The organism is Streptomonospora nanhaiensis (assembly GCF_026642255.1).
GTDB lineage: Bacteria > Actinomycetota > Actinomycetes > Streptosporangiales > Streptosporangiaceae > Nocardiopsis > Nocardiopsis tropica.
Genome location: NZ_CP113264.1, coordinates 2,102,467 through 2,128,299 on the forward strand (window position 1 = coordinate 2,102,467; position 25,833 = coordinate 2,128,299).

17 protein-coding genes are annotated in these 25,833 nt (G+C 74.7%); 10 read left to right on the forward strand and 7 right to left on the reverse strand.

What is annotated here, in order from left to right:
• Positions 1 to 12 precede the first annotated feature (12 nt).
• Positions 13 to 774 (forward strand): hypothetical protein, encoded by a 762-nt coding sequence (locus tag OUQ99_RS09250; RefSeq protein ID WP_267949010.1) that lies wholly within the window; start codon positions 13 to 15, stop codon positions 772 to 774.
• Positions 768 to 3,050: a TIGR03986 family type III CRISPR-associated RAMP protein gene (locus OUQ99_RS09255; RefSeq protein ID WP_267949011.1), complete on the forward strand. Its 2,283-nt coding sequence runs from the start codon at positions 768 to 770 to the stop codon at positions 3,048 to 3,050. Before OUQ99_RS09250 ends, OUQ99_RS09255 begins: the two co-directional genes overlap by 7 nt.
• A gap of 145 nt (positions 3,051 to 3,195) precedes the next feature.
• Here OUQ99_RS09255 and OUQ99_RS09260 read toward each other — a convergent pair whose 3' ends face one another.
• Positions 3,196 to 4,347, reverse strand: coding sequence for a hypothetical protein (locus OUQ99_RS09260; RefSeq protein ID WP_267949012.1), 1,152 nt, complete (start codon positions 4,345 to 4,347; stop codon positions 3,196 to 3,198).
• A 375-nt stretch (positions 4,348 to 4,722) separates the two neighbouring features.
• On the opposite strand from OUQ99_RS09260, the gene OUQ99_RS09265 reads away from it, so the two are divergent.
• From OUQ99_RS09265 to OUQ99_RS09295, 7 genes are all read left to right on the forward strand, one after another.
• Positions 4,723 to 5,097: a hypothetical protein gene (locus tag OUQ99_RS09265; RefSeq protein ID WP_267949013.1), complete on the forward strand. Its 375-nt coding sequence runs from the start codon at positions 4,723 to 4,725 to the stop codon at positions 5,095 to 5,097.
• A gap of 164 nt (positions 5,098 to 5,261) precedes the next feature.
• On the forward strand, positions 5,262 to 7,424 hold the full coding sequence (locus tag OUQ99_RS09270; protein WP_267949014.1) for a CRISPR-associated protein: 2,163 nt from the start codon (positions 5,262 to 5,264) through the stop codon (positions 7,422 to 7,424).
• A gap of 328 nt (positions 7,425 to 7,752) precedes the next feature.
• On the forward strand, positions 7,753 to 9,327 hold the full coding sequence (locus OUQ99_RS09275) for an alpha/beta hydrolase (protein ID WP_267950320.1): 1,575 nt from the start codon (positions 7,753 to 7,755) through the stop codon (positions 9,325 to 9,327).
• A 142-nt stretch (positions 9,328 to 9,469) separates the two neighbouring features.
• Positions 9,470 to 11,080 carry an alpha/beta hydrolase gene (locus OUQ99_RS09280; protein WP_267949015.1) on the forward strand — a complete coding sequence of 537 codons (1,611 nt, stop codon included), beginning with the start codon at positions 9,470 to 9,472 and terminating at the stop codon, positions 11,078 to 11,080.
• A gap of 234 nt (positions 11,081 to 11,314) precedes the next feature.
• Positions 11,315 to 13,441, forward strand: a complete 2,127-nt coding sequence (locus tag OUQ99_RS09285; RefSeq protein WP_267949016.1) for a multicopper oxidase family protein — start codon at positions 11,315 to 11,317, stop codon at positions 13,439 to 13,441.
• Positions 13,442 to 13,928: 487 nt separating this feature from the next.
• Positions 13,929 to 15,431 carry a UDP-N-acetylmuramoyl-L-alanyl-D-glutamate--2,6-diaminopimelate ligase gene (locus tag OUQ99_RS09290; protein ID WP_267949017.1) on the forward strand — a complete coding sequence of 501 codons (1,503 nt, stop codon included), beginning with the start codon at positions 13,929 to 13,931 and terminating at the stop codon, positions 15,429 to 15,431.
• Positions 15,432 to 15,645: 214 nt separating this feature from the next.
• Positions 15,646 to 16,506, forward strand: a complete 861-nt coding sequence (locus OUQ99_RS09295; RefSeq protein ID WP_267949018.1) for a MerR family transcriptional regulator — start codon at positions 15,646 to 15,648, stop codon at positions 16,504 to 16,506.
• A gap of 82 nt (positions 16,507 to 16,588) precedes the next feature.
• Here the strand turns inward: OUQ99_RS09295 and OUQ99_RS09300 are convergent, their stop codons facing one another.
• The 6 genes from OUQ99_RS09300 to tkt form a co-directional block, all read right to left on the reverse strand.
• Positions 16,589 to 17,191, reverse strand: a complete 603-nt coding sequence (locus OUQ99_RS09300) for a pyridoxamine 5'-phosphate oxidase family protein (RefSeq protein WP_267949019.1) — start codon at positions 17,189 to 17,191, stop codon at positions 16,589 to 16,591.
• A gap of 109 nt (positions 17,192 to 17,300) precedes the next feature.
• Positions 17,301 to 18,047, reverse strand: coding sequence for a 6-phosphogluconolactonase (gene pgl / locus OUQ99_RS09305; protein ID WP_267949020.1), 747 nt, complete (start codon positions 18,045 to 18,047; stop codon positions 17,301 to 17,303).
• Entirely contained in the window at positions 18,044 to 18,970 is a 927-nt protein-coding gene (locus tag OUQ99_RS09310) for a glucose-6-phosphate dehydrogenase assembly protein OpcA (protein ID WP_267949021.1), read from the reverse strand. The genes pgl and OUQ99_RS09310 overlap by 4 nt, the downstream gene beginning before the upstream one ends.
• 28 nt (positions 18,971 to 18,998) lie before the next feature.
• Complete coding sequence (gene zwf / locus OUQ99_RS09315) at positions 18,999 to 20,564, reverse strand: glucose-6-phosphate dehydrogenase (protein ID WP_267950321.1); 1,566 nt, start codon at positions 20,562 to 20,564, stop codon at positions 18,999 to 19,001.
• A 150-nt stretch (positions 20,565 to 20,714) separates the two neighbouring features.
• Positions 20,715 to 21,821, reverse strand: coding sequence for a transaldolase (tal, locus tag OUQ99_RS09320; RefSeq protein WP_267949022.1), 1,107 nt, complete (start codon positions 21,819 to 21,821; stop codon positions 20,715 to 20,717).
• A gap of 84 nt (positions 21,822 to 21,905) precedes the next feature.
• Positions 21,906 to 23,999: a transketolase gene (tkt, locus tag OUQ99_RS09325; RefSeq protein ID WP_267949023.1), complete on the reverse strand. Its 2,094-nt coding sequence runs from the start codon at positions 23,997 to 23,999 to the stop codon at positions 21,906 to 21,908.
• 669 nt (positions 24,000 to 24,668) lie between these two features.
• Between tkt and OUQ99_RS09330 the strand changes: the two genes are divergently transcribed.
• Positions 24,669 to 25,634 (forward strand): heme o synthase, encoded by a 966-nt coding sequence (locus tag OUQ99_RS09330; RefSeq protein ID WP_267949024.1) that lies wholly within the window; start codon positions 24,669 to 24,671, stop codon positions 25,632 to 25,634.
• Positions 25,635 to 25,833 lie beyond the last annotated feature (199 nt).

Sequence of the window (25,833 nt, forward strand, 5' to 3'; positions counted from 1 at the left end):
AAGGGAGCACAGGTGGACCACACACCCCCGAGGCCGGAGGGGCTGGCCGTCCGGCGGCTGGACGGCGGACAGGTCGAGGGCGTCCTCGACGACGTCTTCACGCGCGGCGTCCGCTGCCGCCTCCTGGACACCGGGACCGACGGGATCCCCGGAGCGCCGGAGGCCCCGCAGTGGCTGCTCGCCGAACTCGGCGACGGACGGATCACCGGCGCGTGCCCGGGCGGGCGCTGGCGCCGGTCGGACCACCCGTCCACCGCCGACCTGTCGGCCCCCGCGCTGAGGCCCGCGACCGACCGGTGGCGCGTCCTGGAGGTCCTGGTGTTCGGCCCCCGCGCCCAGATCAGGCTCGGGGAGGGGGCGGAGGACGGGTGGATCAGCGCGGACGACCCCGCCCCGCTCCCGGAGTGGCTGCGCCCGCGCGACCGCTCGTTCCTCCTCCAGGGGTGGAACGGCCGGGCGCACAGCCGCACCCTCGGCGGGGACGTGCCCTTCTCGGCGACGAGCGAGCCCTCCGGCACCCGGGCCGCCCTGCCGGTGGGGTGGACCGACTTCACCGGCCGCGCCCGCCCGCGTCCGGGCGGGCGCGGCGCGGCCCTGGAGAGCGCCGGCACGTGGCTGACCGTGCGGGAGTACTGGGCGTCCGACCCCGGGACGGGGGCGGTGGGGGTGGCCTTCCACCGGCTCACGGGGATGCGGTCCGGCGCCAAGCCGACAGGACCGGAGTTCGACGTGGGCACCGGGGACGAGATCGCCGAGGAGGAGCGCCGATGGTGAACCCCCGCGACGTCGCCTCACGCTTCGGGGGCAGGCCGTGCCCGCCGCCGGGGGCGGCCCCCGGGCCCGCCATCGCGGCGGACGCGGCCGCGGGCGGGCGGGGCGGGCGGTTCCACGCCACCGCGCCCTACGGCCTGGTCGCGCTCGCCGAGACCCCCGTGCCCGCGGCCGACCTGCACGCCGGGCACGTGACGGACGACCTGCTGCGCAGCCACGACCGCACGGTGGACGGAACCCGCTCGGGGTGGATCGACCTGGCCGTCACCACGCTCACCCCCACCTTCGTCGGCCAGACCCCCGAACCCGGCCGGGTCGGCTCCTCCCTCCGGTTCCCCCACGGCGAACGCCTCCTCCCCGCCCTGCCCGGATCGAGCCTGCGCGGCCTCGTCCGCAACACCGTGCGCATGCTCACCGGCGGCGAGACCGGCCCGGTCAACACGCCGATGCTGTTCTTCCGCGCTCCCGTGCGCATCGATCCCGGCAGCGCGGACAGCGGCCTGTCCACCCGCGCACGCCAGGTCATGGCCCGGCAGCACGCCGACTACCGCAGGCGCCGCGCGGGGCTGCGCACCAGGCAGGGGTTCCTGTTCCACTCCCCGCCGGACGGCTGCTGGTACGTCGTGGAGGTCCCCGGCACCGCTGTCTCGGCCGAACCGGGCCAGGCCCTCAAGGTGCCCTTCACGGTCCTGCGCGAGAGCCTGCGCACCTGGGACTTCGGGGTCGACGACTTCCCCGACCCGCCCCGCGGGAACACCTACGTGCCCACCGCCCACGAGCAGCACGGACGCCTCCAGCACCGGTGGGTGTACGCCGTCCACCTGCCGGGGGAGCGGCGGATCGCCGCCGTCGCCCCCACGGCCCGCCAGGCGCGGGAGTACCTCGCGGCCCTGACCGCCGGAGCGGGCGGCCCCGACCGGGGAGGGGTCGTGCAGGCCCTGGTCGTGCTGACGGGGGCCGCCGCGGGGGACCGCCGCAACGCCTACCTCTTCCCCCGCCCCCGCGACCTGCGCGGGGGGCGGTTGCGGGTGCCCGGGCCCATGGTGGAGCTGTTCGAGTCGGCCGAACAGGTCACCGGCTACCAGAGGGCGGCCTTCCCCGACGGCCTGGGGGCCGGCGGCGCCGAACCGGCCCGCGAACCGGTGGCCGGGACCGGCGGCGGCGGACTGCCGCGCCGCAGCCTCGAACCCGTGTGGTTCGACGTCGACCTGTCCGGGGCGGTGGTGTCCTTCGGCCGCTCGGGCGGCTACCGCATCGCGGTCAGCGAGGACAACCCCGTTCGCCGAGCCGTCCCCGGGCCCGTGCTCGGGCCCCAGCACGGCGACCCCGACCGCGCCGGGCGCGCGGGACGCCCGGTGGACGTGTGCCGCGCGCTGTTCGGCGACACCGACACCTTCGCCGGCGAGGCCGGGGCGTCCAAGGGGCGCGTCTCCTTCGGCAGCGCGCTCTCCTTCGACCCCGACCCGGACTACCCCGACGGGGCGGTCCTGCGGGTGCGCCTGCTCTCGCCCCAGCGCGGCTGCTTCGCGAACTACCTGGTGCAGGGGCCCGACGCGGGGTCGGGGGACCGGCCGGACATCGTCACCTGGTCGCACGAGGGGCACGTGCGCCTGGGCGGGTACAAGGTGTACCTGCACCGCCACCCCGCGGGCGGCGCCCGCCCCTTCCGCCACGACGCGCGCGCCCAGGAGGAGCTGGACCTGACGGTGCTGGACCCCGGACACCGGGCGAAGCCGCCCCGGGACACCGAGCGCGACGTGGTTCCCCTCCGGGACGGCCTCACCTTTCACTCGCGAATCACCTTCACCAACCTCACCGACGGAGAACTCGGCGTCCTGCTGCGGGCCCTGCTACTCGACAACCCGGTCGGCGGCGGGGACCCCGCCGACCCCGAGTACGCGCACAAGATCGGGATGGGCAAGTCGCTGGGCATGGGGAGCGTGCACCTGGCGCCGGAGCTGTACCTGGTGGACCGGCGCGCCCGCGCCCTGGACCTGGACCCGTCCGCCGGGGTCGTCCGGGCCACCGACGAACAGGTCAGGGGGTTCCTCGACGCCTTCGACGGCGCTCTGGCGGCGCGGCGGCTGCCCGGCGGGCCCGGCCCGGAACGGTGGCGCGAGGTGGGGCAGGCGCGCGACGTGTGCCTGGCCGGCCGGTGGCGCGGACGCCTGCCCCTGGAGGAGACGGCGGTGATGTCCTTGCGCGAGTTCGCCGAGTACCCCGTGCTCCCCCCGCTGGCCAGGCGCTTCTCCGAGGCGGGCCGGGGGAGGGGAGCCTGAGCGGCGGGGCCCTTCCGGCGCGCCGCGCGGCAGGCCCCCGGCCCGAGCACGGTTCGGCGACCGGACCCGTCGCGGTCCGGGGCCCTCGGGCGCGCCCCCGCTCCGCACCGGCAGCGGTCCGGGCCCCGGGCCGTCCGGGGAGGCCCTACCTGTCGATGGCCTCCGCCAGGGCCTCCACGAGGTCCGCGCGCAGGTCGGGGTCGTCCTGGGCCCCCGCCCACAGGGCGGGGACGTCGGTCCCCTCGTCGAGCAGCCGGCACAGCAGGGTCTCCAGGGCGCCCTGCGGGTCGGCGTCGAAGGCCGACCGCGACTCCTGGGCCCGCGTCGTCAGCGCGAGGCCGGTACGGCGCAGCCAGGAGCGCTCCGCCTCGCTCAGCACCTCGCGCCGCCGGGAGGGGTCCTCCGCCGGGTCCGCCGGGTCGGGGTCGGGGACGGGGGAGTAGGGGGCGCTGCGGGCCCGGCCGCGCGCCTGCTGCACCAGTGCGAAGTGCCGGGGCATGGTTTTGGCCATCCGCCCCAGCACGCCGGTCAGCCGGCGGGCGACGTCCTCGCCGTTCAGTTCCGGCAGGAGGCCGCGGAGCACGAGGCGCCGCCGCTGGTCGGGGGTGCGGCCCGGGTCGGCGTCGCGCCCGGCGGCCAGCTCGGCCAGCTTGCGCAGCAGGTAGTCGCCCGTGGCGGTCGAGACCATGGGCGGCTCCTTGACGGCGGTGAGCGTGCGGCCGTGCAGGTCGGCGACCGGCACGGCGCTGCCGTCCTCCGTGAAGGAGACCGTCTCGCCCGGGTGGATGTCCTCGGGCAGGTCGGCGGCGGGGTTGCCCCAGCCCGCGGTGAGCACCAGCATGGCGAGCGCCTCCTGGTCGACCACGTCCGTGGCGACCAGGGCGACGTCGCGGCGCTGCGCCCAGCGGCGCGGGCGCTCGGAGAACGCGCAGCGGGTCCGGCCGTCGGGCGCGCTCTGCGGGTAGACGCGGCGCAGGTTCTTGTAGGAGCGGTCCCGGCGCACGTCGTCCAGGGCGTCCCGCAGCCGGTGCGCGGCGGTGCGGTCCACCCCCGCGGCGCCGGGCGCGGCACGCCGCATGCGCACGGCGATGACGCCGTCGGGATCCGCTCCGTGCACCGGGCACGGGCAGTGCTCGGCGCACAGGTCGACGTAGTCGCAGAACTGTTCGGAGTGGCCCGAGCAGCCCTGCGCGGTTCCGTCCGCGGAGCACGGCCCGCACCCCAGGACGCGCGTGAAGACGCGAAGGAAGGCGGCGGAGCCGAACAGCTCCCAGGCGGAGCAGTGGTGCGTGCTCACGAACTCTTCTCCCCGGGTGTTCCGGGGCCGGTTGCTTTCCCAGCCCTCCGGGAAAGCACATGTGGAAGAGACGTGAGACCTCAGGTGACACCCCCGCGTGAACGGGAGGTCGTATAGCAAAATAGGGCCACACATAGGGAAATGTCAATTCTTGTGCTGGATTATCAGGTTGCATAAACCAGTCCTGATGCTGATGAAATGGACATCCGAAACAAGGGCCCCACTTCTTTCCCGGGGTTGGCCCGGTACGCACGTCCGCCGCCCCCCGCGCGTGTGTCCGAGAGACTGCGGTGAAGGCCTTGGACCGGTGCGCGGTACGGCCGGACCCGGCACGCCGGCCGGCCGCCGCGGACCGAGACGAACGGAGGGTGCCGGATGCCGGTGGTCAACCTGACGCCGCATGCGGTGACGGTCGTGGACGAGAGCTCCCGCGTCATCCGCCGCTGGCCGGGGTCCGACGCGCCGGCCAGGGTCGAGGCGGTGCGCGTGCCCGTCGGACTGGAGGTGGCCGGGGTGCCGCTGATGGCCGAGGAGCGCACCAGGGCCAACCTGCCCGAGCCGCAGGACGGGGTGTGGTTCATCGTGTCCTCCGTCGTCGGCTCCGCCCACCCCGAGCGCCGCGACCTCCTGGTCCCCTCCGATCTCGTGCGCGACGGCAAGGGCGTGGTGACCGCCTGCCGCTCCTTCGTGATCAGCGGTTCACCGGTGCGCGGAAGGGCCCCCGCCGCCGAGGAGAGGGTCGGGGCCTGACCGCCCGGCCTCCCCGCCGGACCCCGGAGCGACCCCTTCCGGCCCGCCTCCCCCCGGGGCCCGACCGCCCGGCGGCGAACCGGCGCCCGCCCTGGAGGAAGGGCGGAACCCGGCAGTAGCTTGTGCGTACCGAAACCGCCCCCGCTCCCCGTGCGAAGGACAATGTGGACAGTCCCCGAACCGCCGTCGTGCTCGTCGGGCAGAACCCCACCCCGGCCCTGTTGTCCTCGCTCACCCTCCCCGCCGACCGCCTGCTCCTGCTCGGCAGCGACGGAACCCTCCCCGTCGCGCACCGGGTCGCCCGCGCGGTGGAACGGCTCGCCGGCCGGGCGTCGGTGCGGGTGGCCAGCGTGGGACCCGACCCGCACGACTTCGGCCCGGTCACCGACACCCTCGCCGCGTTCCACCGGGACAACGGGGGAGAACCCTGGTTCCTCGACTACACCGGCGGGACCAAGGTGATGAGCGTGGCCGCCGCGCTCTTCCACGAACGGGCGCTGCCCCCCGACAGACACCCCCGTGCCCCCCGCTGGCGCCACTACCTCGACGCCCAGCGCGACATCCTGCGCACCGCGGACGGCTCACATCCGGGACGCCCCGTGGTCGGCGACGGCGTCGACCTGCGCACCCTGGCCGGGATCCACGGCGCCCGCTGGCTCGACGACCGCGACCCCGAACCCGTCCGCCTCTTCGTCCAGGGCGGCAAACAGGCACTCCTGGCGCGGTTCCCCGACATGTCCCCGGCGGTGCGCCGGGGCGTCGTCGCCGAGGGCCGGGTCCTCTCCCACCTGCTGCGGCACACGCGCCGCCACCGGGGCACGGAGGTGCTCGGCCCTCGGCAGGTCGCCGACCCGCTCCACCCCGGCGGAGCCGTCGCCGACTTCGACGCGGTCGTCCGCTACCGCCACCGCGTGCTGTGCGTCGAGGCCAAGTCCCGCCCCGACGACGTCGTGGCCCGCGCCGGGTGGACCGTGACCAAGGCCCGCCGGGTCTTCGGCGGAGCGGTCCAGGTGCTGTTCGTCCACTCCGGTCCCGCGGTCCCGGGGCTGCGGGACCGGGTCACCGCGTACAACCCCGCGCTGAGCGCGCGCAGCGTCCACGTGTGGAGCCTGGACGACCTGCTCGCCCGGCTCACCTCGTTCGAGGAGGTCCGCAAGGCGTTCTTCCCGGGCCTGGGCGCCCCGCCGCGTCGCGGCGGTGGCGCGCGGACGCCCGTGCCGCCGGAGCCGCCTCCGGACGGGGCGGAGCCGCCCGAACGCCACCCCGGACCGGGGGACGGCCCCCTGCTGGTCACCTCCCTGGGCGGCAGCCGCATGGGGACCCTCACCGCCGTGCACGCCCACCGCCCCGCCGACACGCTCGTCCTGCCCTCCCGGCAGAGCGTCCTGAGCGGCGTGCGCGAGGCCGCCGCACGCACGCTGCACGCGGCCGAGAACCCCGGCGCGGACCGGCCCGAGGCCGCCGAGCTGAAGGAGGGCGGTTACCGCGACCGCGTGCGCTTCACCCCGGAGCCGGTGGACGGGGCCGACACGGAGGCGGTCACCGGGGTCGCCCGGCGGTGGATCGCCGAACAGCGGTCCGGCGGGGCAGCGGCACCGGTGGTCGTCGACATCACCACCGGGACCAAGGCGATGAGCCTCGGCCTGGCCCTGGCCGCGCGCCGGTCGGGCGCCTGCGTCACCTACCAGCTCGGGCGCAGGCGCACCGTGGTCTGCATGACCCACGGCCCCGTGCCCCTGAGGGGGCGCGCCGCCGTGGACTGGCCGCTGCTCCTTCCGGGGTACTCGCCCCTGACCGGCCCCCTGGCGGAGTGGGCGTGCGGGGAGGCCCGCGACCAGGTCGACGCCGACCTGCTCGACGCGGCACGCGACGCCCTGGTCCGGGCGGCCGGGGGCCCGGTCGGGGTGTGGGCGGACGCCTCGCTCGGCCACCCGGTGGAGTGCCTGTCCGCGCAGGAGCGGCCCAGCCTCGTGCTCACCTTCGACGACCGGGCCGTGGGGCTGGCCGCCCCCGGCTGGTCCCGCCGCCGCACCCCCGGGGGCGGCGCGCACCCGGTGGGCCGGGGCGCGTGGGCGCAGAGCGTGTTCTCCGCGACCCTGCTCCTCAACACCGGCTGTGACGTGGCGGGGACCGTGGTCGCCCTGACCCGGCCCGGCGGGGACGTCAGCCGCGCCGTCGAACTGGTCGACTGGATCACCCAGACCGAGGGGGAAGGGCGGGGGCGCCACGCGCGGATCGGCTTCGGCGAGCCCCTGCGCCCGCTGGTGGCGGTGGCCTCCCCGGAGGACCTCCCTGACCTGTTCGACACCGACGTCACCCTGCTCTGAGCCCCGGCCGGGGCCCGGGAGGGCGGTCCCGTGCACTCCGGTCCGCCCGCCTCCCGCGGCCCGGCGGGACGGCCCCTCGCCGCGAGGGGGTGGCCGCCCGGCCGGAGGCGGGCCCTCCGGGGGCCGCCACTTCTGTTTTCCGGGACGGCGCCGGACCGGCGGGTGGATCGCCCGGGGTCCGTACGGCACCCTCTCCGGTGAGGGACGAGCCGGTCCCGGTGTGACACGGCCGCCGCGCGGGGGCGCGGGGACAGGAACGGAGCCGCGCGTGGGCAGGGGAGCAGCGGGCGTCGGGGGAGGCACGGGAGCGGGGGCGGCCCCGAGGGCGGTGCCGGCGGGGGCCGCGGCCGCGGTGCTGCTGCTCGCCGGGTGCTCGTCCGCGCCCCCCGGGGAGGAAGGGCCCTTCGCCGGGCAGGAGGTGCGCTGGCGCGCCTGCTACGACGAGCGGCAGGTCGGCGAACTCGCCGGGTGGGGGGCCGACGCGGCCTGGCTGGAGACCCTGGAGTGCGGAACCGTGGCCGTCCCCCTGGACCACGACCGGCCCGACGGGACGGTGCTGGAGATCGCGCTGATCAGAGCCCCCGCCACCGGCCCGGCGGAGGAGCGCCTGGGGTCCCTGGTGCTCAACCCGGGCGGCCCCGGTGTGTCGGGCATCGAGATGCTGGACTTCCCGTACTTCGGCGACGAGGTCCGCTCCGCCTTCGACCTGGTCTCCTTCGACCCCCGCGGCGTGGGGGAGAGCGGGGGCTTCGCGTGCGGGGACCGGTACGTCCTGGACGACGCGTTCCGGCGCGTCGCGGACACCGACCCCGAAGACCTGACCGACGTGGAACTCCAGCCGCTGGAGGACGCCGCCCGCCGCTACGCCGAGGCGTGCACCGAGGCGGTGGGGGAGGAGTTCCTCGCCCACCTGGGCACGGTGAACGTCGTCCGCGACCTGGACATCGTCCGCGACGCGCTGGGCGACGAGCGGTTGAGCTTCGTGGGCTACTCGTACGGCACGCACATCGGCGCCCTCTACGCCGAGATGTTCCCCGCCAACACGCGGGCGCTGGTCCTGGACGGCGCCGTGGAGACCGAGCTGTCCAACGCGGGGATCGCCCTGGACCAGGTGGCCGCCCACCAGAACACCTGGGACATGTTCGCCGCCCACTGCGCGGCGGAGGCCGACGGGTGCCCGTTCGCCGGGGCGGACCCCGAGGGGGGCGGCGCCGACGCGCGGATGCAGGAGCTCCTGGCGGGGCTCGACCGCGAACCCGCCGAGGTCGAGGGCATCCCCGTCGACGGCGAGACCCTGCTCCAGATGATCGGCATGGAGCTGTACCACGAGGAGAGCTGGGACTACCTGGCCGCCCTCCTCGGCGCCCTCGCCTCGGACGACGGGGAGGCGACCGCGCGCCACCTCGGTGAGCTGTACGACAACACGTTCGGCAAGTACGAGGACGTCGACCCGGAGGACGTCGACCCCCGCCTGGAGCACCAGGACGCGAACGCGGTGTTCACCGCCGTCAACTGCGCGGACCGCGCCGACCCCGAGGACGTGGCGGCCTACCGGGACGCGGCCGACCGCGCGGCCGGGCTGTCCCCGCTGTTCGGCCCCGACCTGGTGTGGGAGCAGCTGCCGTGCGCGTACTGGCCGGAGAGCGAGGAGGCGCCCACGGGGATCACCGCCCCGGACGCCCCGCCGATCGTCGTCATCGGGACCGTCGGGGACCCCGCCACCCCCTACGCCTGGGCCGAGGAACTCGCGGACCAGCTGGAGACGGGCGTCCTGGTCACCTACGAAGGGGCGGGGCACACCCTGTACGGCAAGGAGCGCAGCCCCTGCGTGGACCGGCCCGTGGACGCCTACCTGCTGACGGGGGAGGCGCCGCGTTCCGGTCTCACCTGTCCGCGCGCCTGAGACGTGGACGGACGCCCGCAAACAAGACCGACTGTTTACCTCCCGAACGGAATGTTACCGTCCGTGATCGGTGTGTTCTCCGCTGAAATGGTGCGAAAGGCCCCGGCAGCGGCCGGTCGGCGCTGACGGGAACGGAGCCACGGTGCGGACAAGGCGCTGGTGTACGGGTGCTCTCGGGCGGTTCGGCGGAGCGGGAGCCGTCCTCGGGGCCGGGGGACTGGCGGTCGTGCTCGCGGTGACCACGGGTTCCGCGCGGCCGCCCGCCGACGCCTACGTGCCCCTTCCGTTCTACGGTCAGGACATCGCGTGGAGCCCGTGCTTCACGCAGGCGGAGCTGGACGCGGTCGACGCCGACGCGGGCGGGGGCACCCCGCCGTGGATGGCGCAGCTGGAGTGCGGCACCCTCACGGTCCCGGTCGACTACGGCAGCCCCGACGGGGAGACGGTCGGGATCGCGCTGGCCCGGAGGCCCGCGCACGGCCCGGAGTCGGAGCGCAGGGGATCGCTGGTGGTCGACTTCGGGGGGCCGGGGGTCTCGACGGTGGACGGCATGCGCAACCCCTTCCTGGGGGAGCGGGTGCAGGCCTCCTTCGACCTGGTGGGGTTCGACCCCCGCGGGGTCGGGCGGAGCGGGGGCCTGGACTGCGACGGGTCGCGGGCGTGGGAGCGGGAGCTGGAACGCGTGGCCCCCGGGGACCCCGCGGCGAAGACCGCCGCCGACCTGCGCGGGCTGGGCGAGGCCGCCGAGGCCTACGGGCACAGCTGCGCCGAGGCCGTCGGCGGGGAGTTCCTGTCGCGCATGGGCACCGTCAACGTGGTGCGCGACCTCGACGTCCTCCGCGACGCCCTCGGGGACGAGGGGCTGACGTACGTCGGCTACTCGTACGGCACCCACGTCGGGGCCCTGTACGCCGACATGTTCCCCGACCGGACGAGGGCGCTGGTCCTGGACGGGGTCGTGGACACGGCGCCCTCCAACGCCCGGCTCGCGGTGGAGGTCCAGGAGGCCTTCCAGGACTCCTGGGAGATGGTCGCCGAGCACTGCGCCCGGACCGTGGAGGGCTGCCCGTTCACGTCGGGCCGGGCCGCGGTGAAGGAGACGCCGGCCCTCCTGGAGCGGTTCGACCGGGACCGGCCGACCGTGCGGGGGCGGACCGTCACCGGCGAGATGCTGGCGGAGATGGTCGCCACGCAGCTCTACGACGAGTGGACCTGGGACTACCTGGCCGGGTTCTTCACGGACCTGGCAGAGGGGGACACCGGGTCCGAGACCTACCGGCGGTACCTGGAGTACATGTACGACCGCGCCTTCGGCGAGGAGGCGGACGAGGACGCGGACGCCTACACGGCCGTCATGTGCGCGGACCGGGACGACCCGGAGGACCTGAGCGCCTACCGGGAGGCCGTGGAGGCGGCCGAGCTGCGCGCCCCGCTGTTCGGCGGCGCGCCCGTGTGGGCGACGGCCTCGTGCGCGCGGTGGCCCCTCGCGGAGACCGGCGCCCAGGAGTTCACGGCGTCCGCCGCCCCGCCGATCGTGCTCGTCGGCAACGCGGGGGACCCCGCGACCCCCTACCGGTGGGCGCAGCGCATGCACGCCCGGCTGACGACCTCCGTCCTGGTCACCTACGAGGGCGGCGGCCACACCGTGTACGGCAGGGGCAAGAGCGCCTGCGTGGACGACCCCCTGGACGAGTACCTGATCAGCGGGAAGGTGCCCGAACACGGTCTGACCTGCCCTCAGGTCCTCGCCTAGGCCGCGCCCGCGGCCGCCTGCCGCTCCCGCCCCGGGCGGGCCGCGGCGCCGCACTCCCCCGACACCGGCGCGGGAGGGGGGCCCGGCCGGCGGTCCGCCGGAGGCCGGGCCCCGGTCGCCGGCGCGCCCCGTACCGGCGCGCCCCGTACCGGCGCGCCCCGTACCGGCGCGCCCCGTACCGGCGCGGGAGGGGGACCGCCCGCGCGAGCCGTTCCGACCACACGGAGGATGACCATGGCCGACCTGCCCAAGCAACTCGGACTGACCCCCTTCAAGGACGCCCTGCCCGTCCCGGCCGAGGCCGACCTGTCCGAGAAGGGCCCCGACGGGGTGGCCCAGGTGACGGTGAGGCTGAAGCGGACGAAGGTGAGCCTGCACTCGGAGCTGGACGTGCGGGGCGAGCCCGCCACCGAGGCGTTCGCCTACGACGGGACGGTCCCCGGGCCGACCTTCGACGTGGCCAGGGGCACGCGTATCCGTGTGATCTGGGAGAACGCGATCACGACCGGCGAGAAGTACCCCGTACGCCACGTCTGGGTGCCGCCGAGACCGCCCGGCACCCCCTCCCGGCCGGGCAGCGAGGGCGCCGCGATCGCGACCGCCGTCGAGGCGATCCGTCCGTGGAGCGTCACCCACCAGCACGGCGGCTACACCGACGGGGGCAGCGACGGATGGACGGACGACGCCGTCTACACGGGACGCGCCCAGCTCTCGGAGTACGCCAACGACCAGCCCGGCACCCTGCTCTGGTACCACGACCACGCGATGGGGATCACCCGCTGGAACGTCTTCGCCGGGCTGTTCGGGGCCTACATCCTGCGGGACGAGGACGACGAGGCGCTCACCCCCACCAGCGGCGCGGACGGCGGCACGGTCCACGAGGTCCCGCTCATCCTCGGCGACCGCAACCTGGAGACCACGGACGGCAGGCCGGGGAGCCCGCCCACCGCGCAGCTCCTGCACAAGGTGGTCGCCCTGGCGGACGGTCCGGCGACCGGTACGGGCAGCGACGGCGTGGATCCGGACGACCCCACCACCTGGCCGTCCACGCTCCCCTTCACCGGGCCCTACCAGACGGTCAACGGGAGGATCTGGCCGTACCTGGAGGTGGAGCGGCGCTGGTACCGCTTCCGGGTCCTCAACGGGGCCAACGCCCGCACCTACACGCTGGGCCTGTTCAAGGAGGACGGCGGCGGCAACCTGACCGCGCCGACACCGGAGGAGGTCCGCGGGGCGGTGCTCCAGGTCGGCACGGACAGCGGGCGGCTGGGCAGGCCCATCGACCTCCGGGGGCGGCTGACCATCTCCCCGGCCGAGCGGGCCGACCTCCTCGTGGACTTCAAGAAGTTCGGGACGGAGGCGGGGAAGGCGTCCCGGCTGCGGCTGGTGATGGTCGACGACGAGGGAAGGCCGACCCGCGGCGAGCTCTTCCCCGCCGTCATGCAGTTCCGGGTCTCGGCGACCGAGGCCACGGACTCCTTCACGCCTCCGGCCGACCCCGCGCTCAAGGCCGGCTACGTGAGGGTGAGGCACGAGGACCACCCCCACCACGGCCACCGGATGGTGCTGATCACGCAGCCGGACGCGTTCGCGCACCCCAAGTTCCTGGAGCTGGAGCACGTGGCGGCGCCCGGTGACCACTCCCCGCACGCGGCGGGGGCGCACCCGGCGCACGCGGACGACGGCCACGCGGCGCACCCCGAGGGGGGCCACATCCGGATCCGCGACCACTCGGGACGCCTGCGCACCTACCGCAAGGCCGCCTCGACCTTCATGGACACGATCAACTTCGTGGTCCCGCTCGACGGGTGGGAGATGTGGAGCTTCCTCAACCTCGGGGGTCCCATGCACCCGATGCACATCCACCTCACCAGGTTCCAGGCGCTGCGCCGCGACACCTACGACGTCTCGGGCTTCGACCGGGTGAGCGAGACCACCCGGCACCCCCTCGCCTTCGCGGGAGCGGGCGTGGTCAACCCGGACGAGGAGGGGTGGAAGGACGTGATCCGGGTCGGGCCGGGGACGATGGTGAGCGTGATGGGCCGGTTCACGGGAGGGACGGGCCGGTACATGTACCACTGCCACCTGCTCGAACACGAGGACATGGGCATGATGCGCCCGTTCAACGTGGCGCCCCCGGAGATCGCCAGGTTCGGCCACACCATGGGCCACGGCGCCGCGGCGACGGCGGTCCGGATCGCCCGGGAGGCGGCGGGCCCGGAGGAGCTCCCGCGGGAGGGCCCGCCCCGGGCCGCCGGGCGCGAACCGGGCGGGTCCGCCCGTGACCCGCGCCTCGTCGGAGGGGCCGAACCGCAGGTGCCGGACGCCGGGGCGGAGGAGTCGGAGGCCGAGCGGGGGTGAGGCCCGGCACCGCGCCCGCCCCGTGTACGGGCGCCCCCGCCCCACGCCCCCGTACCGGCGCTCCGCCCGCCGCGGTCCGCGACCGGGCGCGTACACTCGGAGCATGGCCGGTACTCGCGCGTGTGGACAGGGTTCTCCCCTCGCCGCCCCGTGCCGTGCCCCCTCCGCCGTCACCGGCTCGACCTGCGCCGTGCCCGAGGCCCCCCGTACCGGGCTCCGGGCTCTCCACGGCCACGGCTAGCGACCTCCACCCGCGGTTCCGGCCGCCTCTCCACCGCGTCGTCCCCGTGGCCCCCGTGCGCCACGGTGCGCCACGCCCCCACCCACACGGTGCGCCGCCCCCTGACCGGGAGCCGCGCCCGCCCCTCACCGGGCCCGCCACACCGCACCACCGCTCCCTGCTCCGCCGGCCCACGGCATCCCGTCGGCCGCGCCCACCGGTGCCGCCCGTGCGAACGGCGCGCGCCATGCTCGAAGGGAACCCCTCGTGAAGCTGAGCGAGCTGCTCGAAGGCCATGACCACCGGATCCTGCACGGCGACCCGGACATCCGGATCACCGCCGGCCCGTGCCTGGACGCCCACAGGGCGTCCCCGGGATCCCTGTTCGTCGCCGTGCCCGGACACGAGGGGGGCGGGGCCGGAGGCGTCGCGTCCGCCCTCGCCCGGGGCGCGGCGGCCGTCCTCGTCGAGACCGGGCCGCCGGACCCCTCGTCCCGGTTCGCGCCCCAGGGCGCCTGCGTGGTCGAGGTGGCCGACGCCCGTGTCGCCGCGGCCCTCGTCTCCGCCCGCTACCACGGTCACCCGGGCCGGGGGATGGATGTGGTGGCGGTCACCGGGACCAACGGCAAGACCTCGGTGTCGTCCATGTACGAGTCGCTGCTGCGCATCTCCAAGGGAGCCAGGGTCGGTGTCATCGGCACCTCCGGCAGCCGCACCGGCGGAGACCCCGTCCCGATGCCGCGTTCGGTGCTGAGCACCCCCGAGGCCCCCGACCTCCAGTACATCCTGGGGCGCATGCGCGACAGGGGGACCCTCAGCGTGGTGCTGGAGGCCACGTCGATGGGCCTGCTCCACCACCGCGTGGAGGGCTCCTTCGTGGACGTCGGGATCTTCACCAACCTGACCCAGGACCACCTGGACGACCACGGCACCATGGACGACTACCGCGACGCCAAACTGCGCCTGTTCCAGGGCATGTGCCGCCACGCCGTGGTCAACGCCGACGACCCGGTCGGTGCGGCGATCCCCGCCATGATGCCCGGCGCGGTGACGACCTACGCCATCGACGCGGAGGCCGACTACCGGGCGACGGACCTGGAGGTCGACGCCTCGGGGACGCGCTTCGTCCTGCACCACGGCGGCCGCAGGTACCCGGCGGCCATCCCGGTGCCGGGCCGCTTCTCGGTGTCCAACGCGCTCGCGGCCCTGGCCGCCTGCCACTGGTTCGGCCACGAACTGGGCGCCCTCGTGGACGCGCTCGAACGCATGCCGCAGATCCCGGGCCGGTTCGAGCGCTTCGAGGCCCCGCACGGGGTGTCCGTGGTCGTCGACTACGCCCACTCGCCGGACTCGCTGGACAAGGTCCTCCGGACGATCCGCGGGTTCGCCCGGGGGCGGGTCCTCACCGTCTTCGGCTGCGGGGGCGACCGCGACACGACCAAGCGCGCGCGGATGGGGGAGATCGCGGGAACCCATTCCGACCTGTGCTTCCTGACATCGGACAACCCGAGGTGGGAGGACCCTGAGGCGATCATGGACCAGGTCGCCCCGGGACTCACGGGGACGGGCACCCCGTACGAACGGGACGGGGACCGCCGTGCGGCCATCTCCGCCGCCCTGGCCTCGGCCGGTCCGGGGGACGTCGTCCTGCTCGCCGGCAAGGGCAGCGAGCCGTACCAGATCGTCGGCGGCGAAATGCTCCCCTTCGACGACATGGCGACCGTCCGCGAGCTCTCCCGGGCCCGGCCCGCGGTGCACTCGGGGGCGTGAGGGAAGGCGGCCCCGGGAGCGCGGCGACGGGGTCGCGACCGCCCCGCGCCCGGCCGCCGGGGAGGCCGCCCCGCGTGGCGGGGGAGCGCCCCTCCGCGGCCGGCGTGACAGGCGCCGCCCCCCACGCGGTGTGAGGGCCCGGGCTCCCGGGCGGCGGGAGGACTCGCGGCCGCGGGCTTGACCTTGCGGTTACCGCAACCCCGAGACTGGCGGCATGAGCCTGTCCATCAAGGAATTCAGCGAGATGAGCGACCTGTCCCCGCAGACGCTGCGCTTCTACCACTCCGAGGGGCTGCTGGTCCCCGCCGAGGTCGACGGGGAGACCGGGTACCGCTACTACTCCATCGAGCAGGTCGCGACCGCCGTGCTGGTCACGGCGCTGCGCGGCGCCGGTATGAGCGTCAAGGACGTCCGCCGCGCCCTGGAGGCCCCCGACACCGCCGCCGCACTGCTGGAGGAGCACACCGGGGCCCTGCACCGCCGGCGCCGGGCCGAGGACGAGGCGATCGCCACCGCCCGCGCACTCCTCACCGCCCCGCCCGCGGTCCGGCGCGGGGAGGCGCCGGGGACGACGGTCCTGTCGAGGACCGTTCCCCCGGTCGCCGTGGAGCGGCGAGCGGGCCGACCCGACCAGTACGACTGGGACGCGGTCACCGGAGCCGTCACGGCCACGGTGGCGGAGCTCGGCGCCCTGGCCGCCGAACACGGCGCCGCCGTCACGGGCGCCCCCTGGTTCACCTGGTCCGGGGAGACCGCCGAGCAGAGGGAGAGGGCACTCACCCCGGAGGGCCCGCACTGGGTGGCCAAGGTCCCGGTCACCGCGGGGGCCGAGGCGCTGGCGGCCCTGGCCGGGGAGGTCGAGGTGCAGGACTTCGAGGCCCGTGAGGAGCTGTCCATCCGGCTCCCGGGCCGGAACTCGACGCCCAAGTACGCCATGGCCCACCTCCAGCTGCTGGCGCACACCCCGGAGGGCCTCTTCCCCGACCACTCGGGCATGCGCCACATCCTGCACGGGGACGGGACGGAGACCGCCGTGCGCCTGCTCCCGCTCGGCGGGGCCGGGGACGCCGACTGAGCCACGCGGCCGGGGCGCGGGGAAGGGTCCGCGCGCGGTGCCCGGACCCCGCCGTGCCCGCGCTCCCGTGTCCGGCGCCCCCTCAGGCGCGTGTGCGGGCGTCCCCGGGGGTCCCCGCATCCGGACCGGACGGCTCGGGCACGCCGGACAGGCCGTCGATACTGGTGGCGTTGCGTGTCCGCCAGTAGTCGGTGAAGTAGGAGGGATCGCGGCGTTCGTGGTGGCGGTCCAGCAGGTCGCGGTCGCCGCGCACGTCCATCAGGGGGACGGAGAAGCCGCACGAGTCGGAGACGCGGTGGACGTCGACCACGATGATCGCCCGCTGCCCGAGGGTGCGCTCCTTGGGGAAATGGGAGCGAAGCTCCTCGAACCCGGCCTCGGCGGGCAGGACGGCACGCCCCCGGCCGTGGAGGCGGACGATGTTCGGCGGTCCGTCGAAGGCACAGAACATCAGCACGATGCGGCCGTTCTCCCGCAGGTGGGCGATGGTCTCGGTACCCGACCCCGTGTAGTCGAGGTAGGCCACCCGGTGCTCGCCGAGCACGGCGAAGGTGCCGTCCATGCCCTTGGGGGAGACGTTGACGTGGCCCTCCGCGCCCAGGGGCGCCGTGCCGACGAAGAACACCGGCTGGTCGAGGAGGAACCGGGCCAGCCGGGGGCCGATGGTGTCGTGGATGTTCGCCATGGCGGCCATTCTGGCAGGAGGGGGCGCCGCTGCCCGGGGCGGGACCGGGGCCGGACACGCGGGCGCCCCGGCCGGTTCCGGCCGGGGCGCCCGCACGCGCCGTCTCGCGCTACAGCTCGGAGGCCGCGGCCTCGTCCACCCAGAACACGGTCCTCTCCGCGCCGCGGGCGCCGGCCACCGGGGCCTCGTCCACGCTGCCCCCGGCCAGCCCCAGGCGCACCGCCTCGGCCTTGCCCTCGCCCGAGGCCAGCACCCACACCTCGCGGGCCGCGCGGATGGACGGCAGCGTCAGCGTCACCCGCTCCGTCGGCGGCTTGGGCGAGTCGCGCACCGCGGCGACGGACGCCTCGTCCTCGCGCACCCCCGACAGCCCGGGGAACAGCGAGGCCACGTGGGCGTCGGGGCCGACCCCCAGCAGGCACACGTCGAACACGGGCACGGGTCCCTCCCCGCGCGCCGCCACCGCCAGCTCCCGGCCGTAGCGGGTCGCCGCGTGCTCCACCTGGCCCCCGTCCAGCCCGTCGGAGGCGGGGATCGGGTGCACCTGGTGGCTCGGTACGGAGATCGAGTCGATCAGCGCCGCGCACGCCTGGGTCTCGTTGCGCTCGGGGTCCTTGTCCGGCAGGTAGCGCTCGTCCCCCCACCACAGGTGGACGTGGGCCCAGCTGATCCCGGCCTCGTTGGCGTGGTCGCGCACCGCCTCCAGGGCGCGGATGCCGATCCCGCCACCGGTCAGGACCAGGTGGAAGTCACGCTTGTCCGCCTCGGCCTGGACGATCATGTTGACCAGCTTCAACGCGACGCTGTCGGCCAGCCCCGCGGCGTCCGCGTGGCGGACGATCTCCGGTTCGCTCATCCTCGTGCTCCGCTCTCCGCGAGCAGCGGACCCAGGTGGTGGGCCGCGCTCTCGTAGGTCTCGTCGGCGTCCAGGCGGCGCAGCTCCTCGGCGAGCGCCAGTGCGGCGCCGCGCCGTGCCAGCGCCACCGTCTGGTCCGGCTGCCCGAACCGGGACAGCGTGGCCACCCTGCCGTCCACCCGGGAGACCGCGATGTCCCCCTCCGAGGTGGTCAGCCTGACCTCGGTCAGCCCGGGGCCGTGGGAGACGGCCCGTTCCACGGGCGCCTCCAGCCGGTCCGACAGCCACGCCGCCAGCAGTTCGGCGCTCGGGTAGTGCGCCTCGGCCGTCACCCTCGCCGAGTTCACCCACCCGCACGGCTGGTCCATGGCACTGGCCAGGAGCGAGCGCCACGGCGTCAGCCGGGTCCAGGTCAGGTCCGTGTCGCCCGGACGGTAGTGGGCCACCCGTTCCACGAGGTCCCGCAACGGGTCGGGGGCGCGCAGCGCGTCGGTGATGCGGCGCTGGGCCAGGCGGCCCACGGGGTCGGCGGCCGGGTTGAGGGGGCCCGCGCCCGGCCACCACGCCACCACGGGGGCGTCGGGGACCAGCAGCGGGGTGACCACCGAGTCCGCGTGCTCGCCGAGCGGACCGTACAGCCGGAGCAGTACGGCCTCGCCCGGCCCGGAGGTGCCGGGTCTGCGGATCTCGGCGTCGATGGCGGGTTCGGCGTCGGGGTCGCGCCGGATCAGGGCCACCACACGCGAGGGGTGCTCGCGGCCCGCCTCGGTGGCGGCGCGCACGGCGTCGTAGTGGTCGGCCTCGTCGGTGACGATGACCAGGGTCAGCACCATGTTCATGGCGCCGCCGCCGACGCTGAGCCGCTCGGACATGAGCGCCTCGGTGATCTGCGACGTCGTGGTGCGCGGCAGGTAGAGCGTCATGGGTTCCTCCCCGCGTGGTCGTGGCTGGTCACGGGCGCCGCCACTGGCGGCCGTCCCTGGCGAGCAGGTTCTCGGCGGACTCCGGGCCCCAGGTGCCCGAGCCGTACTGCTCGGGCCGGCCCGACTCGGCCCAGTACTCCTCGACCGGGTCGAGGATGCGCCAGGAGAGCTCGACCTCCTCCTGCCGCGGGAAGAGGGGCGGGTCGCCGATGAGCACGTCCAGGATGAGCCGCTCGTACGCCTCGGGGCTGGCCTCGGTGAAGGACTGCCCGTACGTGAAGTCCATGCTCACGTCACGGACCTCCATGCTCGCGCCCGGCACCTTGGAGCCGAACCGCAGCGTGACGCCCTCGTCCGGCTGGATGCGCAGCACCAGGGCGTTCTGCCCCAGTTCGCTGACGTCGGTGCGCGGGAACATCTGCTGCGGGGCGGCCTGGAACACCAGGGCCACCTCCGTCACCCGCCGGCCCAGCCGCTTGCCGGTGCGCAGGTAGAACGGCACCCCCGACCAGCGGCGGGTGTCCACCGCCAGCTTCAGCGCCGCGTAGGTCTCGGTCACGGAGTCGGAGGGGATGCCCTCCTCCTCCAGGTAGCCCCGCACCGCCGCGCCGCCCTGCCATCCCGCGGCGTACTGGCCGCGGGCGGTCCCGGTCCCCAGGTCCTCCGGCAGCGACACCGAGGCCAGGACCTTCTCCTTCTCGGCGCGGATCGCGTCCGCGCTGTAGGAGATCGGCTCCTCCATGGCGACGAGGGCCAGGAGCTGCAGGAGGTGGTTCTGGATGACGTCGCGGGCCGCGCCGATCCCGTCGTAGTAGCCCGCGCGTCCTCCCACGCCGATGTCCTCGGCCATGGTGATCTGCACGTGGTCCACGTAGCTGCGGTTCCACAGGGGCTCGAACAGGGTGTTGGCGAAGCGCAGCGCCAGGATGTTCTGGACCGTCTCCTTGCCCAGGTAGTGGTCGATGCGGAACACCGACGACGGCGGGAACACGTCGTCCACCACCGCGTTGAGCTCCTGCGCGCTCTCCAGGTCGTGGCCGAACGGCTTCTCGATCACCACCCGGCGCCAGGGGGTGACCCGCAGGCCGCCCCCGCCCGCGGGCCCGTCGTCCTCGCCGGGCTCGGCCAGGCCGGACCGCTTGAGCTGCTTGACCACCGTCGGGAACAGCTTGGGCGGCAGCGAGAGGTAGAACGCGTAGTTCCCGCCCGTGCCGCGCACCTCGTCGAGCTCGCGCACGGTCTCCGCCAGGCGGTCGAACGCGTCGTCGTCGTCCAGGTCGCCCTGAACGAACCGGACGCCCTCGCTGAGCTGGCGCCACACGTCCTCGCGGAACGGCGTGCGCGCGTACTTGCGCACCGCCTCGTGCGCCTGCTCGGCGAAGTCCTGGTCCTCCCAGTCGCGGCGGGCGAACCCCACCAGGCCGAAGCCCGGCGGCAGCATCCCCCGGTTGGCGAGGTCGTAGATCGCGGGCAGGAGCTTCTTCCTGGCCAGGTCGCCCGTGACGCCGAACAGCACCAGCACGCTGGGGCCGGCGATGCGGGGCAGTCTGCGGTCCAGGGCGTTGCGGAGCGGGTTGGGTACCGCTCCGGGCATCACCGGTTCTTTCACAGGTCTCTTCCTTCTGAGAGCGGCCGGTGGGCGGTGGCCGGCCGCCCGCGCCCACGCCTCGGGGGCGCGGGCGCGGGCGGCGACGGGGACCGGATCGGGGGTCCCTCCCGGGCCCGCGGCCCGGGAGGGGGCGCCTCAGGCCGAGGCGGCCAGCTTCTCGGAGAGGCCCTTGAGCAGGCTCTCCCACGAGGCGACGAACTTGGCGACGCCGTCCGTCTCCAGGTGGCCGAACACCTCGGTCAGGTTCACGCCCGCGGCCTCCAGGGCTGCGAAGTCGGCGTGGGCCTGCGCGTAGCTGCCGAGCACGGTGTTGCCCGCGACCACCGCGTGGTCGCCGACGGCGTCCAGGGTGGCCTGCGGCATCGTGTTGACGGTGTCGCGCGCGACCAGCCCGGTGACGTAGAGGGTGTCCTCGTAGGCGGGGTCCTTCACGCCGGTGGAGGCCCACAGCGGGCGCTGGGGCTTGGCGCCGAGCGCCTCCAGGGCCTTCCACTCCTTGCCCTCGAACACCTGCTCGTAGGCCTGGTAGGCCAGGCGGGCGTTGGCGAGCGCGGCGCGGCCGAGGAGGGCCGTGGCCTCCTCGGTGCCGATCGCCCGCAGCCGCTTGTCCACCTCGGCGTCCACGCGGCTGACGAAGAACGAGGCCACGGACTGGATCCGGGAGAGGTCGTGGCCGTTGGCGCGGGCCAGCTCCATGCCCTCCAGGAACGCGTCCATCACCTGGCGGTAGCGCTCCAGGGAGAAGATCAGCGTGACGTTGACGCTGATGCCCAGCCCCAGCACGCGGGTGATGGCGGGCAGGCCCTCCGCGGTCGCGGGGATCTTGATCATCAGGTTGGGCCGGTCGACCAGCCACCACAGGGCCTTGGCCTCGGCGACCGTGCGCTCGGTCTCCATGGCCATGCGCGGGTCCACCTCCAGGGAGACCCGGCCGTCGACGCGGTCGGTGGCGTCGTACACCGGGCGGAGGGTGTCCGCCGCCCAGCGGATGTCGTAGGCGGTGAGCAGGCGCACGGCCTCCTCGACCGAGACGCCGCGCGCGGCGAGCTCGCTCACCTGCTCGTCGTAGGCGTCGCCCTCGGCCAGCGCCTTGTCGAAGATGCTCGGGTTGGACGTGACGCCGACGACCTTGTGGGTCGACATCAGCTCTGTCAGGTTGCCCGTCCGCAGCCGTGTGCGGCTGATGTCGTCCAGCCAGACGGACACGCCTGCCTCGGACAGGTCCTCGAGTGGGTTGCTCATGGTGTTCGCGCCTTCCTCACGGGCGTTGCCGCCCTCTCGCACAAGGGGAGCGGGTCCCACCGGTCGACGGCGGGACCCGCGCTGTCAGCGTCCGGCCCTGGCGGCGCTCTTGCGAGCCGCCTCCACGACGGCCTCGGTGGTGAAGCCGAACTTCTCGTACAGGGTCTGGTACGGGGCAGAGGCGCCGAAGTGCTCCAGGCTCACCGACTCGCCGGCGTCGCCGACGTAGGAGCGCCAGCCCATGGCGATGCCGGCCTCGACGGACACGCGGGCGCGCACCGACGACGGCAGCACGCTCTCGCGGTACTCCTCGCTCTGGTCCTCGAACCACTCCACGCACGTCATGGACACGACGCGGGTGGGCGTTCCGGCCTCCTCCAGGACCTTGCGGGCCTCCACGGCGATCTGCACCTCGCTGCCGGTCGCCAGCAGGATGACCTCCGGGGAGCCGCCGGTCGCCTCGGCCAGCACGTAGCCGCCCTTGACGGCCTCCTCGGCCGGGGCGTACTCGGACCGGTCCAGGACGGGCACGTTCTGCCGGGTCAGGGCGAGCGCGGCCGGGCGGCCGGAGTTCTCCATGACCGCGCGCCACACGACGGCCGTCTCGTTGGCGTCGGCCGGGCGGATCACGTCGAGGCCGGGGATGGCGCGCAGCGCCCACAGGTGCTCGACCGGCTGGTGGGTGGGGCCGTCCTCGCCCAGGCCGATGGAGTCGTGCGTCCACACGTAGGTGACCGACAGCTTCATCAGCGCGGCGAGGCGGACGGCCGGGCGCATGTAGTCGCTGAACACCAGGAAGGTGCCGCCGTAGGGGCGGGTCGGGCCGTGCAGCGCCATGCCGTTGAGGATCGAGCCCATGCCGTGCTCGCGGATGCCGAAGTGCAGCACGCGCCCGTACGGGTTGCCGGGGAACTTGCTGCTGGCCCGCTCGAACGGCAGGAAGGACGGCTCGCCCTTGGGCGTGGTGTTGTTGGACCCGGCCAGGTCGGCGGAGCCGCCCCACAGCTCCGGGAGCACCGGGGCCAGGGCCGAGAGCACGTCACCGCTGGCCTTGCGGGTGGCGACGCCCTTCTCGCTGGGCTCGTACGTGGGCAGCGCCTCCTCCCAGCCGTCGGGGAGCTTGCCCGCGGCGAGGCGGTCGAACAGCTCGGCGCGCTCGCCCGCGCCCTGGTGCCACGCGTCGAAGGCCGTCTGCCACTCGGCGCGGGCCTCGCCGCCCCGCTCCAGGGCCTTGCGGGTGTGCGCGATGACGTCGTCCTGGACCCCGAACGGCTCGTCCGGCAGGCCGAGGATGCGCTTGGTGGCGGAGATCTCGTCGGTGCCCATGGCGGCGCCGTGGACCGCGCCGGTGTTCTGCGCGTTGGGCGCGGGCCAGCCGATGACGGTGCGCAGCTTGATGAAGGTCGGACGGTCGGTCTCGGCCTTGCCGCGCAGGATCGCCTGGTAGAGGGCGTCGATGTCCTCCACGTACGAGCCGGTGGAGGTCCAGTCGACCTCCTCCACGTGCCACCCGTAGGCGCGGTAGCGCGCGGCCACGTCCTCGGAGTGGGCGATACGGGTGTCGTCCTCGATGGAGATCTGGTTGTCGTCCCAGATCATGATGAGGTTGCCCAGGTTCTGGGTGGCGGCCAGGGCGCTCGCCTCGTGGCTCACGCCCTCCTGGACGTCGCCGTCGGAGCAGAACGCGTAGACGTGGTGGTCGAACGGGCTCGCGCCCGGGCCGGCGTCGGGGTTGAACAGGCCGCGCTCGCGGCGGGCCGCCATCGCCATGCCGACGGCGTTGCCCACGCCCTGGCCCAGCGGGCCGGTGGTGGTCTCCACGCCGGCGGTGTGGCCGACCTCGGGGTGGCCCGGGGTCAGGCTGTCCCACTGGCGCAGGGACTTGAGGTCGTCCAGCTCCAGCCCGTATCCGGCGAGGTAGAGCTGGATGTACAGGGTGAGGCTGGAGTGGCCGATCGACAGGACGAACCGGTCCCGGCCGACCCAGTCGGGCGCGGCGGGGTCGTGGCGCATGACCTTCTGGAACAGCAGGTACGCGGCGGGAGCCAGGCTCATCGCGGTGCCGGGGTGTCCGTTACCCGACTTCTCTACCGCGTCCATCGCCAGCGCCCTGACCGTGTCGACGGCGCGGAGGTCGAGGTCCGACCACTCCAGGGATTGCGGGGTGTGGGCGTTCACGGACTTTCGTTCTCCTTCTCGGGCACCCCTCGCGCCCGGGCTGCGGGCTGGGTGCGTCGGTTGCGTTGGTCGTCGGCGGCGCCGGGCACCCCGGGACGGCCCGCCGGAGGGACGGGGCCGTGAGGGGTGCGGGAGGGCGGGCCGCGCTGCGGTTGTCAAGGCGCGGACGCGTCATCGGTGCCCCCGGCGACGGCCGCCGCGGCCGGGAGACCACGACAGGTTCGGCCGTGTTCGAGCCTATCGTCCGCGCCCCGGGATGTCGTTGCCCGACACCTCTCATTACCGAGTGGTAGCTCCGCTGGTCCGGGGGTGCGCGGGCCGTGCGCAGCGGGAGGCCCGTGCCCGGGGGACCCCGGCGCGTGGCAGGCTGGATGAGCGACGGGGCGTGTGCGACCCTTCTGTACACCCGGCGGCCCGTGTGCGATCCGCGGAGCCGGGACCAGGGCCTTTCGTTGTGAGGGGGCTGGTCCACGGTCCCCGCGAGGAAGTACTACAGTATGTCGTTGACGGGGTTTTCGCCGTTCCTGACGCTTTGTCGGTCCGCTCGGCCCCGCGTGGCGAGCAGTGTCGAAATCCCGAGAGTTGTCGAGGTATCCGCGTGTCTGAAACCGAGCCGGTACCCCCCGTGGGGACGCGAGCGAGCCGTCCGGCCGTGAGGGCGCGGCACTGATGGCGCTCACGAACCGCGTACCGGGCACCACCCCCGACGGCCACGAACCCGGGCCCCCCCGCAGGGCCACCACGGGCGAGTACGTCAAGGCCTACGTGGCGCTCTCCAAGCCCCGCGTCATCGAACTCCTCCTCATCACCACCATCCCGGTGATGTTCGTCGCCGCCGGAGGCGTGCCACCGCTGTGGACCGCGGTCGCCACCCTCCTCTTCGGCACGATGTCTGCGGCCAGCGCGAACGCGATGAACTGCTACATCGACCGCGACATCGACCGTGAGATGCGTCGCACCAGGCAGCGTCCCGGCGCGATGGACCTGGTGACCCCCCGGGGCGCCCTCACCTACGGGCTGGTGCTCGCGGTCGGCTCCACGGTCGGGTTCGCGCTCCTCGTGAACCTGCTGTCGGCCGCGCTGTCGGTCTTCGCGATCCTGTTCTACATCTTCGTCTACACGCTGCTCCTCAAGCGGCGCACGGCCCAGAACGTCGTCTGGGGCGGCATCGCCGGGTGCATGCCGGTGCTGATCGGCTGGGCGGCCGTCACCGACAGCCTCGACTGGGCGCCGTTCGTCCTGTTCCTGGTCGTGTTCTTCTGGACGCCGCCGCACACGTGGACGCTGGCCATGCGCTACCGGGAGGACTACGCGCAGGCCAAGGTGCCGATGCTGCCCGTGGTCGCCAGCGACCGCCGGGTCCTGCTGGAGTGCGTGCTCTACAGCTGGGCCACCGCCGTCGTGTCGGTCGTCTTCTGGCCCGTCGCCGGCACCACCTGGTTCTACGGCGCGGTCGCCGTCGCCCTCGGCGCGCTGCTGGTGTTCCAGGCGCACCGCCTGCTCAGCCGCTCCCGGGCGGGCGTCACCGGCGCCCAGCTCAAGACGATGGGCTTCTTCCACCTGTCCAACGCCTACCTGGCGCTGCTGTTCGTGGCGGTCACCGTCGACCCGCTGATCGCGAACGCGCTGGGCTGACCCCCGCCGACGCACACGTGGCGCCGTCCCCCCGGGGAGCGGCGCCACCGTGCTGTCCGCCGCCCGCGGCCCCGCGCGGGGGCGGGGGCCGGCTGAGGTCAGCAGGATCCGGTCGGGGCCGGTCTCGCGGGCCCCGGCCGCGGTGACCCGCGGTGCACGGGAACGCCACCCTTCGTGGCGGAGAAGGCGCCTACGGCGA